General features: G+C 72.1%; 12 protein-coding genes and 1 riboswitch. Of the genes, 3 read left to right on the forward strand and 9 right to left on the reverse strand.

The window, feature by feature from the left end; genetic code table 11:
* Positions 1–53 precede the first annotated feature (53 nt).
* Complete coding sequence (locus tag JGS39_RS28935; RefSeq protein ID WP_219572563.1) at positions 54–455, forward strand: SAV_915 family protein; 402 nt, start codon at positions 54–56, stop codon at positions 453–455.
* Between the two features lie 65 nt (positions 456–520).
* Complete coding sequence (lysA, locus tag JGS39_RS28940) at positions 521–1,852, forward strand: diaminopimelate decarboxylase (protein WP_219572585.1); 1,332 nt, start codon at positions 521–523, stop codon at positions 1,850–1,852.
* A gap of 96 nt (positions 1,853–1,948) precedes the next feature.
* On the opposite strand, the gene metE is transcribed toward lysA, so the two are convergent.
* The 5 genes from metE to modA all read right to left on the reverse strand — a co-directional run bounded on the left by metE (position 1,949) and on the right by modA (position 8,356).
* The gene (metE, locus tag JGS39_RS28945) at positions 1,949–4,267 is read right to left on the reverse strand and encodes a 5-methyltetrahydropteroyltriglutamate--homocysteine S-methyltransferase (RefSeq protein ID WP_219572565.1); all 2,319 of its coding nucleotides are present in this window, start codon (positions 4,265–4,267) and stop codon (positions 1,949–1,951) included.
* 161 nt (positions 4,268–4,428) lie between these two features.
* Positions 4,429–4,645, reverse strand: a riboswitch (cobalamin riboswitch).
* Positions 4,646–4,761: 116 nt separating this feature from the next.
* Positions 4,762–5,406, reverse strand: a complete 645-nt coding sequence (locus tag JGS39_RS28950; protein ID WP_219572567.1) for a LysE family translocator — start codon at positions 5,404–5,406, stop codon at positions 4,762–4,764.
* 183 nt (positions 5,407–5,589) lie between these two features.
* A complete protein-coding gene (locus JGS39_RS28955; protein WP_219572569.1) occupies positions 5,590–6,678 on the reverse strand; it encodes an ABC transporter ATP-binding protein in 1,089 nt (362 codons plus the stop codon).
* Positions 6,675–7,535: a molybdate ABC transporter permease subunit gene (gene modB, locus JGS39_RS28960; protein ID WP_219572571.1), complete on the reverse strand. Its 861-nt coding sequence runs from the start codon at positions 7,533–7,535 to the stop codon at positions 6,675–6,677. The genes JGS39_RS28955 and modB overlap by 4 nt, the downstream gene beginning before the upstream one ends.
* A complete protein-coding gene (gene modA / locus JGS39_RS28965) occupies positions 7,532–8,356 on the reverse strand; it encodes a molybdate ABC transporter substrate-binding protein (protein WP_219572573.1) in 825 nt (274 codons plus the stop codon). Before modA ends, modB begins: the two co-directional genes overlap by 4 nt.
* A gap of 287 nt (positions 8,357–8,643) precedes the next feature.
* Here modA and JGS39_RS28970 point away from each other — a divergent pair, with 287 nt between their 5' ends.
* Entirely contained in the window at positions 8,644–9,126 is a 483-nt protein-coding gene (locus JGS39_RS28970) for a molybdopterin-dependent oxidoreductase (protein ID WP_219572575.1), read from the forward strand.
* Between the two features lie 399 nt (positions 9,127–9,525).
* On the opposite strand, the gene JGS39_RS28975 is transcribed toward JGS39_RS28970, so the two are convergent.
* The 4 genes from JGS39_RS28975 to JGS39_RS28990 form a co-directional block, all read right to left on the reverse strand.
* On the reverse strand, positions 9,526–10,536 hold the full coding sequence (locus JGS39_RS28975) for a LysR family transcriptional regulator (RefSeq protein WP_219572577.1): 1,011 nt from the start codon (positions 10,534–10,536) through the stop codon (positions 9,526–9,528).
* A gap of 43 nt (positions 10,537–10,579) precedes the next feature.
* The gene (locus tag JGS39_RS28980) at positions 10,580–11,797 is read right to left on the reverse strand and encodes an acyl-CoA dehydrogenase family protein (protein WP_219572579.1); all 1,218 of its coding nucleotides are present in this window, start codon (positions 11,795–11,797) and stop codon (positions 10,580–10,582) included.
* Positions 11,794–12,999: a CaiB/BaiF CoA transferase family protein gene (locus JGS39_RS28985; RefSeq protein WP_219572581.1), complete on the reverse strand. Its 1,206-nt coding sequence runs from the start codon at positions 12,997–12,999 to the stop codon at positions 11,794–11,796. Before JGS39_RS28985 ends, JGS39_RS28980 begins: the two co-directional genes overlap by 4 nt.
* Positions 12,996–14,272: MFS transporter (locus JGS39_RS28990; protein WP_219572583.1), on the reverse strand; the 1,277-nt coding region annotated here is incomplete at its 5' end. The genes JGS39_RS28985 and JGS39_RS28990, both read right to left, overlap by 4 nt.

Raw genomic sequence — 14,272 nt, forward strand, 5'->3', positions numbered from 1 at the left:
GGAGCCCGGGCGTCCCACCCGTCCCCCCGTCCCCCAGTCTCACGAGGAGCGTCATGAACGACCGTCAGTGCGCCGAGGACCCCGACCCCCTTCATGCGCACCGGGCCGGAGCGCTGTTCGTTCCGGTCCGGCCGGGGCCAGTGGGCTACTGCGCGCGCCTCTTCCGTACGCCTCTCGGTGTCCGTACCGCAGTCGCCTTCACCGACGAGCCACGACTGACCCGCACCCTCGGGCGGCAGCAGGCCTGGATCAGGCTTTCCGAACCGGCGGTCCGCGCGCTCGTCGCGCCCCTGGGCGTCGTCGACCTCACCGTCGACCCACTGATGACCGCCCCCGGAGCCGGCGACCGTACGGCGGGCCCGCCGCAGCGCAACCACCGTCCCGCGCGGGACCCGCGCCCGGTCGACGCGCCACGGGCGACCGGCACACCGTCGCTGTCCGCATCGCTCTCATGACCGGAAGGGGGAACACCATGAACACCGCACTGCCCGCCCTGTCCGTTCCGACATCGGTACCGGCGATGCCGCACGCGGTCCCGGTGCCGCCGGGCAACACCGCGGCCCTCTCCGTCTGGCCGGCTTCCGCACGCCTCTCCTCCCGCGGCGATGTCGCGGTGGGAGGCGTCTCGCTCGCCGAGGCCGCCGAGCGGTTCGGGACCCCGGTCTACCTCCTCGACGAGGGCGAGGTGCGGGAACGCTGCCGCACGTATCTGCGGGCCTTCCCTGACACCGACGTCGTCTACGCGGCGAAGGCCTTCCTCTGCCGCGCCCTGCTGCGCTGGGTACGCGAGGAGGGGCTCGGCCTGGACGTCTGCTCGGCCGGTGAGCTGGAGTTCGCCGTCTCCAACGGCTTTCCGCCCGCCCGCATCGTGCTGCACGGCAACGCCAAGAGCCCTGCCGACCTGAGCGCCGCTCTGCGTCTGGGCGTCGGAAGGATCGTCATCGACAGCGCCTGGGAGATCGCCCGGCTGTCCGCGCTCGTCCCCGACGGGACCCGCCAGAAAGTGCTGGTGCGGGTGGTCCCGGGCATCAGCGCGGGCGGCCACGCCGCGATCCGTACCGGCACGGACGACCAGAAGTTCGGGCTCTCCCTCACCGACGGCAGCGCCCAGCACGCCATCGACCGGATCCTCGGCCAACCCCGCCTGGAACTGGTCGGACTCCACTGCCACATCGGCTCACAGATCACCACGGTCAAGCCCTATCTGACCGCGCTGCGACGCATGGTCGGACTGCTGGCCCAGGTCCACCGGCAGCACGGAGTCGTGCTGCCCGAGCTGGACATGGGTGGCGGGCACGCGGTCGCCTACCGGCCGGGCGAGGAACCCCTCGACATCCCGTCCCTCGGCGACCGCATCCGCCGCGAACTGGCCACGAGCTGCGCCGCCGCCAAAATCCCCGCACCCCGGCTCACCGTCGAGCCCGGCCGCGCGCTCGTGGGGCCCGCGGGCGTGGCGCTCTACCGGGTGCTCGCCGTCAAGCGGACCGGCGACCACGTCTTCGTGGCCGTGGACGGCGGAATGAGCGACAATCCGCGGCCCGCGCTGTACGGCGCCCGCTACGCGCCCCGCCTCATCGGCCGCCGCTCGACGGCCGAAACCCGCAAGGCGACCGTCGTGGGCCGGCACTGCGAGGCGGGCGACGTGCTCGCCGCCGACGCTCCGCTGCCGGGCGACATCCACCCGGGCGACCTGGTGGCCATCCCGGTCGCGGGCGCCTACCACCTCTCGATGGCGTCCAGTTACAACGCGGTCGGCCGTCCGCCCGTGGCCGCCGTCCACGAGGGCCGCGCCCGCCTGCTGATACGCCGCGAGTCCCTCGCCGACATCAACGGCCGCGACATCGGACTGTGAACCCCTGAGCCACCCCACGGAGCAGTCGGCGATCCGCCGCCGGCCACGCCGGGGCCGGGGCGCTGTCGGCCGCCCCGGCCCTCAGGTGTTCCTCGGTCAGGAGGTGGTCAACTCACCGCGGACCGTGCGGGCGGCCGCGACCAGGTTCTCCAGCGACGTCCTGGTCTCGGGCCAGCCACGGGTCTTCAGACCGCAGTCGGGATTGACCCACAGACGGGCGGCGGGAATCGCCTCCAGTCCCAGGCGGAGCAGCGCGGCGACCTCGTCCGCGTCGGGCACACGGGGGGAGTGGATGTCGTACACGCCGGGCCCGGCCTCGCGCGGGTAGCCGTGCGAGGCGAGCTCCCGGGCGACCTGCATGTGGGAGCGGGCGGCCTCCAGGCTGATGACATCGGCGTCCAGGTCGATGATGGCCTGGACGATGTCGCCGAACTCCGCGTAGCACATGTGGGTGTGGATCTGGGTCTCCGCCCGCACACCGCAGGTCGTGAGACGGAACGACTCGGTGGCCCATTCCAGGTAGGCGGAGCGGTCCTCGGCGCGCAGGGGCAGCGTCTCGCGCAGAGCGGGTTCGTCCACCTGGATGACCGAAGTGCCGCCTGCCTCCAGGTCGTCGACCTCGTCCCGCAACGCCAGGGCGACCTGCCGTGCGGTGACGCCGAGCGGCTGGTCGTCCCGGACGAACGACCAGGCCAGCATGGTGACGGGCCCCGTCAGCATGCCCTTGACCGGCCGGTCGGTGAGCGACTGGGCGTACGAGGTCCAGCGCACCGTCATCGGTCCGGTCCTGGAGATGTCGCCCGCGAGGACCGGCGGCCGGACGTAGCGGGTGCCGTAGGACTGGACCCAGCCATGCCGGGTGGCGAGATATCCGGTCAGCTGCTCGGCGAAGTACTGGACCATGTCGTTGCGTTCGGGCTCACCGTGCACCAGGACGTCGATGCCGGTCCTCTCCTGGAAGGCGATGACCTCGCCGATCTCGGCCCTGATCCGCTCCTCGTAGCCGGCCGTGCCGATCCGCCCCCTGCGCAGGTCGGCGCGGGCCGTGCGCAGCTCGGTGGTCTGCGGGAACGAACCGATGGTGGTCGTCGGCAGCAACGGCAGCCCCAGACGGGCCCGCTGAGCGGCAGCACGCTCCTCGTACGGCAGGGAGCGGCGGCCGTCGGAGCCGGTGACGGCCGCGGTCCTGGCCCGTACGGCAGGGTCGCGGGTGATCGGGGAGTTCGCACGGGAGGCCAGGTCGGCCCGGTTGACGGCGAGCTCCGCGGTGATGGCGGCGGTGCCCCGGGTCAGCGCCCTGGCCAGCGTGACGATCTCGGCGGTCTTCTGGGTGGCGAAGGCGAGCCATCGAAGGATCTGGGGGTCGATGTCCCGCTCCGCCGCGGCGTCGACCGGTACATGCAGGAGGGAGCAGGAGGCGGACACGTCGACGCGGTCGGCGAGGCCGAGGAGCGTGCCCAGGGTGGCCAGGGACTTCTCGTAGTCGTTGATCCAGATGTTGCGGCCGTTGACCACCCCGGCGACGAGCCGCTTGCCGGGGATTCCGCCCACCGAGGCCAGCGCGTGGAGATTGGCGGCCGCGGCGCCGGTGAAGTCCATGGCCAGGCCCTCGACCGGGGCGTTCGCCAGGACGGGGAGCGCTTCGCCGAGCCGGTCGAAGTAGGAAGCGACGAGGAGCCGGGGCCGGTCGGTCAGGCCGCCGAGCTCACGGTAGGCGCGGGCGGTGGCGTCCAGCTCACCCGGCGTCCTGTCCTGGACCAGGGCCGGTTCGTCCAGCTGGACCCACTCGGCTCCGGCGGCGCGCAGGTCGGCGAGCACCTCGGCGTAGACGGGCAGCAGCCGGTCCAGGAGCGTGAGCGGCTCGAAGCCGGCCGCCACCCCGGGGGCGGGCTTGGCCAGCAGCAGATACGTGACGGGACCGACGAGGACCGGCCGGGCCGTGTGCCCGAGCGCGAGGGCTTCCGTCAGCTCGGTGACCTGCTTGGTGGAGTCGGTGGTGAAGACGGTGTCGGGTCCGAGTTCGGGGACGAGGTAGTGGTAGTTGGTGTCGAACCACTTGGTCATCTCGAGCGGAGCGACGTCCTGCGTGCCGCGGGCCATCGCGAAATACCCGTCGAGCGGGTCGGACCCGGCGGCCGCCCGGTGCCGCTGCGGAACGGCGCCCACCATGACGCTGGTGTCCAGGACATGGTCGTAGTACGAGAAGTCGCCGGTCGGAACCTCGTGGACGCCGGCATCCGCCAGCCGCTTCCAGCTGGACCGGCGCAGACCGGCCGCGGTCGCCCGGAGGGCGTCGGCGGTGACCCGGCCCTTCCAGTACCCCTCGACCGCCTTCTTCAGCTCCCGGTCGGGGCCCTGGCGGGGATAGCCGTACACGGTGGCTCGTGCTGCCGCGGCTGCGGGTTCGGTGGTCATGTAACTCTCCTTCGCGAGTCGACTCCTGAACATCCCGGGCCGGGACATGGACGCGAAGGTGTGACGAACCGGACGGATCCCGTGCGCCGTCGGCGCGCGCTTCCGTGCGGTATGTACGCCGACCCGCCCACGAGGTCACCGGGATATCCGCACGCAAGGGGGGCGCGTGCGGGCAACGGGCAGGTCTTCGGACTCGCGGGCAGGTCCGCCGAAGGCGGACACCTACTGGCCGTCGCTTCCCGGACCCGGTCGGATCCAGTGCGTATGACGGCGGTCGTTCCCACTCACCGCTGCGGGGCAGTCCCGGATTTCCACCGGGTTCCCTCTTACGACGCGTCTGCCTGGCGGACAGGGCGAACCAGCTGCACGGGCCAGACTAGTGCCCCGGCAGGCAACGTCTGCCCCGCCGCGGCACTAGAGGGTGGGCCGTACCCCTGGGGACCGCGGCTCACATTGCGGAACGGGAGCCGGCGGACCGTGCATGCCGACCCGGCTCAGGCGGAAGCTGCGGTGCGGGACAGCGCGGTGCGCAACGCGAAGACGCCGAGCAGGCCGCCCGACGTGAGCCGTTGGGCCTTCATGGCGCGGGGCCGGGTGGCCAGGAACCCCGAAATCCGCGCGGCGCCCAGCATGATCAGACCGTTCACGGAGATGCCCACGATGATCTGCACCCCACCGAGCTGGAGCAGTTGTCCCCACGCCGGACCTCCCCGCGGGTCCAGGAACTGGGGCAGCAGGGCGGCGTACAGAAGGGCGATCTTGGGGTTGAGCAGGTTGGTCAGCAGCCCCATCGAGAACAGGCGGGCGTCGGAGACCGGAGGCAGATCCCCGGCCGGGTCGAAGGGCGAGCGGCCGCCCGGCTTGAGCATGCTCCAGGCGAGGTAGGCCAGGTAGGCGGCCCCGGCGAGCTTGATCACCGTGTACGCCACCGGCACGGCGGCGAACAACGCGGACAGGCCCGCGGCCGCGGCCAGCAGATAGCACACGAACCCCACAGCGGTGCCGCCGAGGCTGATCAGGCCCGCCCTGCGGCCCTGGGTGATCGCCCGGGAGGCGAGGTGGATCATGTTCGGTCCCGGAGTCAGCGCCATGCCCAGTTCGATCAGTGCCACTCCTCCAACTGCGGTCAGAGTGATCACCGGTCAACCTCCAGGTCGTTCGTCGGGTGCCTGTCACGGAGCGGAGTCACCCGGCTGTGACGGACGGGTTCGACATATGTGCCGTGCCTGTCCCGCCCGCTGGAGCATAGAGCCTGGCCGCTCGCCGACTCCACGCGCCCCAGGCCCCGTTCCCGCCCTGCTCCCCGCGGGTGCGCGTCGGCCTCAGACCGGGTAGGCGTGGGTCTGCGCCGCCTTCACCGTCGCCCAGACGCCCGCGCCCGGGTGCAGGTCGAGTTCGGCGGCGGAGGCCGTGGTCAGGTCCGCGGTGAGACGCAGCTCTCCGGTGAGGTCGGCGCGGATCTGGTCGCCGTGGGTCTCCAGACCCGCGATCTCGCACTGCCAGAGGTTGCGGGCGCTGGAGCCCGCGGGGCGGTCGCGGTGGAGGGTGACGGCGCTCGGCGGGAAGGCCACGAAGACCGGACCGGACAGGGCCTCCGTGGTGGTGGCGGCAGGGCCGTCGTCGAGGCGGACGGTGTGGCCGTCGGCCGAGCCCCGGTAGAGGTTCAGGCCGACCAGACGGGCGATGTAGTCCGTACGGGGATGACGGGCGATGTGGGACGGCGCGCCCTCCTGGACGACCCGGCCGTCCTCGACCACGACCAGACGGTCCGCCAGGACCATCGCGTCCAGCGGATCGTGCGTGACCAGGACGGCGACGGCTTCGAACTCGGCCAGATGCCGCCGGAGTTGCGACCGGACCTCCAGGCGGGTGCGGGCATCCAGCGCCGCCAGCGGCTCGTCCAGGAGCAACAGGCGCGGCCGGGTCGCCAGTGCGCGGGCCAGGGCGACACGCTGGGCCTGCCCGCCGGACAGGTTGCGTGGCTTGACGTCGACGCGGTCCGCGAGACCGAGGCGGCCGAGCCACTCCTTGGCCTCGCCACGGGCCGCGGCCTTGGCCGCCCCGTGGCAGCGTGGTCCGAAGGCCACGTTGTCCAGGGCGGTGAGGTGGGGGAACAGCAGGTAGTCCTGGAAGACGACGCCGACGGGGCGGGACTCCGGCGGCGTACGTTCCAACGCCGCTCCGTCCAGACGCAGATGGCCGTCGGTGAGTGGCGTCAGGCCGGCGAGGGCGCGCAGGGCCGTGGTCTTGCCGGCGCCGTTGGGGCCGAGCAGGGCGACGACCTCGCCGGGCGCGACGGCCAGCGCCACATCGAGGCGGAAGGTGCCGCGCTCGACGACGAGACGGGCGTCGAGGCCCTCCTGGGGCGTATCGGCGCGTGGGGTTCGGGCGGGGGGCTCGGCGGTGGTCATCCTGTTGTCATCCAACGGTCGCGCAGGCCGGCCAGCACCGCGATGGACACGGCGAGCAGGACCAGGCTGAGGGCGATGGCCGCCTCCGGGTCGCTCTGCAGCGCCAGGTACACGGCCAGCGGCATGGTCTGGGTACGGCCCGGGAAGTTGCCGGCGAAGGTGATCGTCGCGCCGAACTCGCCCAGGGCGCGGGCCCAGGCCAGGACGGCGCCGGCAGCGATGCCCGGCGCGATCAGCGGCAGCGTGACCCGGCGGAACGCGGTGAAGCGGGAGGCGCCGAGTGTGGCGGCAGCCTCCTCGAAGCGCGGATCGGCGGCGCGCAGAGTGCCCTCGACGCTGATGACGAGGAACGGCATCGCGACGAACGCCTCCGCGATCACGACCCCCGCCGTGGTGAACGGCAGGGTGATCCCGAACCAGTCGTCCAGCGTCTTCCCGACGATGCCGTTGCGCCCGAGTGCCATCAGCAGAGCCACACCGCCGACCACGGGTGGCAGGACGAGCGGCAGGGTGACAAGCGCCCGTACGAGGCCGCGCCCGGGGAACTCGACACGGGCCAGCAGCCAGGCCAGCGGCACACCGATGACCAGACTCACCGCGGTGGCGGCCGTGGCGCAGACCAGGGAAAGCCGGAGCGCCTGCCATACCTCGGCACTGGTCAGCAGCTCGGGCATGCTGGTCCACGGGGCCCGTACCAGCAGCGCGACCAGCGGCACGATCAGGAACGCCAGGCCGATCAGCGCGGGGACCAGAAGGGGCAGCGGAACACCCCGGCCGACGCCCGTTCGGACACGCCGACGCCGCGGCCCGCCCCGGCGGGGGCCGGTCGCGGCGCCGGACTTGCCGAGATCCGTCACGGCTTCAGGAACCCGGCCCCGGTCAGGACCTTCTGGCCCGCGGAGGACTGCACCAAGGCGATGAACGCCTTGGCGGCCTCGGTGTTCTGCGTGTCCTTGAGCTGGACGATCGGGTAGTCGTTGATGGCGTTCGCCGACTCGGGGAAGTCCACGCCCTCCACCTTGTCACCCGCCGCGTGCACATCGGTCCTGTACACGACGGCCGCGTCGGCCTCCTTCAGCTCGACCTTGGTCAGGGCGGACTTGACGTCCTGCTCGTACGAGACGGGCGTGAGCTCGAGACCGGCGGCGTCGATGGCCTTCTGGGCGGCGGCGCCACAGGGCACCTCCTTGTCGCACAGGACCACCTTGAGGCCGGACCGGGTGAGGTCCTTCAGGGAGGAGATCCCTTCGGGGTTGCCCGGGAGCGTGGCGATCTCCAGCTGGTTGCGGACGAAGGTGGCGGGCGTGCCGGAGGCGTCCCCGGCATCGGTGACGATCTTCATCGTCTTGGGGCTGGCCGAGGCGAAGACGTCGGCCGGGGCGCCGCCGGTGATGCTCGCGGCGAGGGAGTCGCTGCCCCCGAAGCTGAACGTCACCTTCGTACCGGGGTGCTGCTCCTCGAACTCCTCGCCCAGGGCCGTGAAGGACTCCTTGAGGGAGGCGGCGGCGAACACGGTCACCGTGCCGGACAGCCGGTCCGAGGAGCCGGATGCGGAGGAGTCCGACGCCGTCGACGAGGAATCGTCGGACGAGGAACAGGCGCTCAGGGCCAGCAGCGCGGCAACACCTGCACCGGCCACCTGAAGCGTCCGGCGGGTCCGGCGTGCGGTACGGGTCATCACGGGTCTGCTCCCTCTTGTCCTGACGGACACATCACCTGTGGTCCTGGCGGACCGTCCACGGTCTCCCGACGACCACGTCGGCCGACTTGATCACGGCAACCGCCGGAACACCCTGCGAGACGGGCCCGATCCGGTAGGTGTGCGTGCGCTGATGATAATGCCGCAGATGCGAGGGAAAAGTCTCCTGTCGCTTCGCATGAGTCCGTACAACGCTTGCCGTGGCTGGTATGTGCGTTTGTACGGTACCTGGGCCTGGGTACCGGTCAACCGGGAGGTGGTAGTCCGTGAGTCAGTCCCTCGCAACTGCCGGTACGACCACGGGACCGGTGCCGGAACTCGCCCTCACCGGCGATCTGGGCCACCCGGCACGGCTGACGGTGCCCGACCTGCTCGCCTGGCGGCAGCACGAGGCCGACGTCAGCTTCGAGTGCGCCACCAGCGGCGTCCGGCACCACCGCTTCACCGGTCCGCTGCTGCACGACGTGCTCCTGGGCGCCGGGCCCCGCTTCGACCCGGCCCGCCGCAAGGACCGCCTGCGCTTCCTGATCGCGGTGTCCGGCGCGGACGGCCACCACGCACTGCTGTCCTGGGCGGAGATCGATCCCGACTTCGGACGGGCCCGGGTGCTGCTCGCGGTCACCATCGACGACACCCCGCTGGACCGCGCGGGGCCGCAACTCGTGCTCCCGCAGGACCGCTGCGGCGCGCGGCACATCAGCGGCATCACCGCCGTACGCGTGGACGGCGGCTACACCTTGCGGGAGTGACACCGCGCCGGAGCGCGCCGCCGCACCCCACCCGCCTCACCTGCATGCGCCAGGAGGCAGGAGGGGTGCGACGGTGCCGCTTCCGCAGGCCCTCAGATGTGCCGGAAGGGGCCAGCGAGCGCCGTGACCTGCCGTGATGGGCATGTGGTAGCCGCTGACCTGCGCGAATGACCTATCGGCTCCTTCACGCCCGTGCCGGTTGACGGGGCTGGAAGTCCCAGAAGAGTCCCGGGTGTCGGCGACGGGTGAATCGTGACCCTCTGGCGGCGGATCAGAACTGACCCACCTCGTGGTCTACCGGCCAACTTGATCTTGATCGAAGGTCAGGAGAAGAGGGTGGCGGCCGTGGTCAACCTGACGAAGACCGCGGCGGCCGAGCTCAAGGCCCGCAACTCCGCGTCAACGCGGTCCTGCCGGGCTTCGTCGGGACGAACCCGGTCCGGTCGGCCCCTGTGCCCTGTCCCGCGCCGCCACCACGGCGTCGACCAGGCCGAGGCCGGCCGCCGCGTGCGCCGAGATCGCGTCGTACCAGCCGCGCAGGGCGTGGTTCACGTCGGACACGAAGTGCTGGGCGGCCGGGGCGAGCGGGCCCGCGCGGTGCACCACGCCGAACGGTGATTCGATCAGCGGCTCCGTCTCGACGACATGGGCGCCGGCGTCGCGTGCGGCGGCGCACATGCGCAGCGGCAGGAAGGCCTGGAAGCCGGAGCGCAGCACGAAGGCCAGCTGGGCGCCGCGGCTGGGCACCGTGGCGCCGGTCGTGGCCGTCACCCCGTGCGCGGTCAGCGCCGCGTGGACCGCGTCCTCCTCGTTGCGGGTGACCTGACGGCGGGCGAGCGGCAGGTCACCGAGGTCGGTCAGGGGAAGGCGGTCGACCCGTGCCGGGTGGCCCGGCGGGCGGACCAATAGGAGTCGCTGGACCCCGAGTTCGACGAAGGCCAGGTCGGCGCGGAGCTCATCGAGGGCGAGGGTGAAGCCGAGCTCGGCGTGGCCGTCGGCGACCGCCGCGACCAGTTCGTGGCGCGAGCCGACCTCGCTGATGTCGAGGCTGACCGCCGGATAGCGCCGGGTGAAGCCACCCGCCCAGGAGGCGACCGCTTCCGCCGACATGTCGGGCGTGCACATCACCGTGAGGACGCCGCCGTCGGCCTCGCGGGCGCCGCGCATCGCGTCCTGCACGGCGACCACGTCGTCCAGGACCCGCCGGGCCAGCGGAACCAGCTGCCGCCCCGCCGACGTGGGGGCCAGCCGCCGCGCGGTGCGGTGGAACAGCTCGACCTTCAGCGTCCGCTCCAGCGCCTTGATCGAGGCGGAGACAGTGGGCTGTGACAGATACAGGCGCTCGGCCGCGCGGCCGAGGCCGCCGTGGTCGACCACGGCCAAGAAGTGTTCCAGCTGCCTCAGTTCCATCCTGCCTCCCGGTAGCTCCCGCTCGACGGCCGGCCCCGGCGGGCTATGCGCCAGGGGCCGGCCCACGGGTGACACGGTACGTGTCGGGCAGGGTGCCGTCCCGTCCCACCTGCCGGTTCACGGCCCGGCCGAGGTTGCGCTCGTGCACCGGGGACGACCCTTCGTAGATCCGCAGCGCCCGTACGTCGCGCCACATGCGCGGGACGGGATGGTCGCCGACGATGCCCTCGCCACCCAGGAGCTGAACGCACCGGTCGGCGATGCGGCCCGCAGCCTCCGAGGCGAAGAGCTTGGCCGCGGCGATGCGGTGGCGGGGCACCGACCCGGTGTCGAAGGCGCGGGCCGCGTCCATGGTGAGGGAGCGGGCCGCCTCCAGGTCGGCGTAGCAGCGGCCGAGATCGCCCTGAACGGCGCCGATTTCGGCGAGCGGGGCCCCGAACTGTTCACGGGCGCCGAGATGACGCGCGGTCTCCTCCAGCATGCGGGTGGCCTGGCCGACACAGGTCGCGGCGACGTGCAGGCGGGCGTGGTTGATGCCGCGCAGCGCGGCCGCGAACCCGGTGCCCGTCGCCCCGCCGAGCAGCGCGTCGTCGCCGACCCGCACCTCGGTCAGGTCGATCTCGGCGACGGGCGCCTCGGCGTGCCCGTTCATCCGGGACGGCAGCCGTGTCGTCACACCGTCGGTGGCGTGCGGGACGAGGAACGCGGAGACCCCGGCGGCACCTTCCGACACCTCGCCGGTCCGGGCGAACACGATCAGCTCGTCCGCCCAGTGGGCGTTGGTGATGTACCGCTTGTGCCCGTCGATGACCCAGCCGTCACCGCTGCGGCGGGCGGTGGTGGCCAGCGAGGCAGCGTCGGATCCGGCGCCCGGCTCGGTCAGCGCGAACGCGGTGACGTGCTCGCCGGCCGCCATCCTCGGCAACCGGGACTCGCGCTGCGCGTCGGTGCCGTGGTCGAGGATCGCCTGGGAGCACAAGCCGATCACGGTGGAGAACCGGGACCGGTAGACGCAGGACGCTCGGGTGAACTCCAGCGTGAGCAGCACCTGTTGGGTCATCGACCATTCCAGGCCGCCCAGTCGGCGGGGGATGGAGATCGCGAACAGGCCGTCGCGGGCGAGGGCGTCGAGCACATGGCCGGGCACCGTGCCCGCCTCCACCATCTCGTGTTCGGCGGGGATGAGGACGTCGTCGGTGAGAGCGGCCACCCGCTTCAGGTACGCGTCGAAGTCGAGGCCGTGGACCTCAGGGTCGATCATGATGCTGCTGTCTCCTTGTGAGGGGTGAAGGGGCCGACGACGGTGCCGTTCGCGGCCAGGGCGGTGATCTGCGCTTCGGTGCGGCCGAGTTCGGCCAGGACGGCGTGGGTGTGCTCACCCACCTCGGGTGCGGGCGGGGTGATCGCGGACCGGCGGCCGTCCAGGGAGAACGGGGTGGTGGGTGCGGTGCCGCCGTCCCCGCACCGGGCGATCAGGCCGGAGGCCCGTACGTCGGGGTCGTCGACGACCTCGTCGAAGCGGCGTACGGACCCGCACACGATGCCCGCCGTGCGCAGCAGGGCGAGCGCCTCGTCGCGGTCGAGACGGCCGAGCGTCGCGTGCAGCATGTCGAGCAGCTCCTGACGGTGGGCGACGCGGGCCTGATTGGACGCGAAACGAGGGTCGTCGGCGAGTTCGGGGCGGTCGATGGCCCGGCACAGCGCGGCGAACTTCGACGGTGTGTACGCGGAGACGACGAGCGCCCCGCCGTCCCGGGTGCGGACCAGATCAGCGGCGGGTGCGGCGAGGGCCTGTCCATTGCCGCGCCGCCGGGGCACGTCGCCACTGAGTTCGTACTCGGCCCAGGTCGCCGCCTGCGCGTGCACCACGGCCTCCATGAGCGAGGTCTCCACGATCCCGCCCCGCCCGGTGGCCGCACGGCGCACGAGCGCGGCGAGCACTCCGGAGGTGAGCGCCTGGGCGGCGAGCACGTCGGCGACGGGGAATCCCACCCGCTGCGGATCGCCGTCGGCCGCGCCCGTCAGGTCCATGACGGCGAACTCGGCCTGCGCCGCGATGTCCAGGCCGACGCGGTACGCGGACGGGCCGCGTGTGCCGAACCCGGTGACGAAGCCGTAGACGAGCCGGGGATGCCGGCCGAGCAGCGACTCGGGGCCGAGCCCGAGACGTTCGCTGACGCCGTGGCGGAAGTTGTGCAGGAGCACGTCGGCGGAAGCGAGAAGATCCCGCACGATCGCCTGCCCCGCGGGGGTGCGCAGGTCGACTGCGATGCTGCGCTTGCCGCGGTTGTTGGCGCGGACCATGGCGGTCCCGAAGTGACCGATGCCGCGCGCCTGGTCACCGGTGGGCGGTTCCACCTTGATGACGTCGGCGCCGAGGTCGGCCAGGTTCTGTCCGGCGCCGGGAGCGGCGATGTACTGCCCGAAGTCGATGACGCGCAGACCGTTCAGGGGCTCGTTCACCGGGTGGCCTCCGCGGGGGCGGAGCGGCGGCGCGCGGTCTCGTCGAGCAGCACCGCACGTGAGCGTGCCGGGTCGAGCAGCAGCCCGCCGGCGACGGCGAAGACGCAGATGGTGATGCCGACGACCAGGAACCCGTGCGCGTACCCCTGGGAGGCGGTGTCGGCGGCGTCCACGATCACGCCGAGCAGCCAGGGAGCGACGATCCCGGCGACGCTGTAGACGGCGATGATGCAGCCGAAGAACCCGGGCCGGTGCCTGCGGGGCAGGAAGTCGGCGGCGCCCGCGAATGCGACGGAGAAGGCCACGCTGTTGATGGAGAACGCAGCGACGACCAGAGCCAACTGCAGACCACCCGGGGATATTTGAGTAAAGGCGATCATGGCAAGGCCCGCGAAGCAGAGGCAGCCCATGGTCAGCAGCCCCCGCGCGGCCCGCGCCGAACGGCCGGCGCGCAGCATCCGCCCCGACACCAGGCCCGCCCCCAGCAGCACCACGATCGCAAGGCCGTACGGAAGCGTGGCGAGCAGGCCGACGGTCTCACGGGAGTAGCCCATGCCGTCATGGAGGAAGGACGGCAGCCAGGAAACCTTGAGCGAGGAGATCAGGTACCCGGCGAAGGAGAGGAGGGCAAGGCCCCAGAAACTGCCGGTGCGCAGAAGCGCGGTGAGGGGGACCTCGATGTCGGCGTTGGGGTCGGGTACGTCCGCGGCCCGGTCTTGCGCGGCCACGCCGGGCTCGCGGCGCGTCACCAGCAGCCAGACCATCGTCCACACCAGACCCGCGACGGTCAGCACGGCGAACGCCGCGTGCCAGGTCCACGTCACCAGGACCCAGGTGAGGACGGGTGTGGCCACGAGCGGACCCACCGAGGACCCGGAATTGACCACAGCTCCCGCGAAGGCACGCCGCTCGGCCGGGAAGCGGTCGGCGACGACCGACTGGCACAGCGCGTGCGCGGGCCCCTCGAAGAAGCCGAGCACCATCCGGGAGGCGATCACCACGGTCACCGTGGTGGGCACGGTCAGCGGCGTCATGCTCGCGACCCAGGCGAGCATCAGCCCGGCTGCTGACCAGCGCCAGCCGATCCGCCGGAAGAACACCGCGAGGATCACAGCCCCGGCGGCGAAGAGCCAGAAGAACGCGCTCGACATGAGGCCGTACTGGCTCGCCGTGAGCCCTAGATGTTCTGTCCACGGAGGTTGGGTGCGGTGACAGTGATCACCGTCTGGGGATCTTGAACGAGTGAGGGCCTTCCGGGTTCGGTGTGGATTGC

The organism is Streptomyces poriferorum, assembly GCF_019399235.1.
GTDB lineage: Bacteria > Actinomycetota > Actinomycetes > Streptomycetales > Streptomycetaceae > Streptomyces > Streptomyces poriferorum.

Coding starts and splice junctions, on each gene's coding strand:
- metE (WP_219572565.1), bottom strand. CDS start 4,267: ATGACCACCGAACCCGCAGCCGCGGCAGCACGAGCCACCGTGTACGGC.
- JGS39_RS28935 (WP_219572563.1), top strand. CDS start 54: ATGAACGACCGTCAGTGCGCCGAGGACCCCGACCCCCTTCATGCGCAC.
- modA (WP_219572573.1), bottom strand. CDS start 8,356: ATGACCCGTACCGCACGCCGGACCCGCCGGACGCTTCAGGTGGCCGGT.
- JGS39_RS28980 (WP_219572579.1), bottom strand. CDS start 11,797: ATGATCGACCCTGAGGTCCACGGCCTCGACTTCGACGCGTACCTGAAG.
- lysA (WP_219572585.1), top strand. CDS start 521: ATGCCGCACGCGGTCCCGGTGCCGCCGGGCAACACCGCGGCCCTCTCC.
- JGS39_RS28975 (WP_219572577.1), bottom strand. CDS start 10,536: ATGGAACTGAGGCAGCTGGAACACTTCTTGGCCGTGGTCGACCACGGC.
- JGS39_RS28955 (WP_219572569.1), bottom strand. CDS start 6,678: ATGACCACCGCCGAGCCCCCCGCCCGAACCCCACGCGCCGATACGCCC.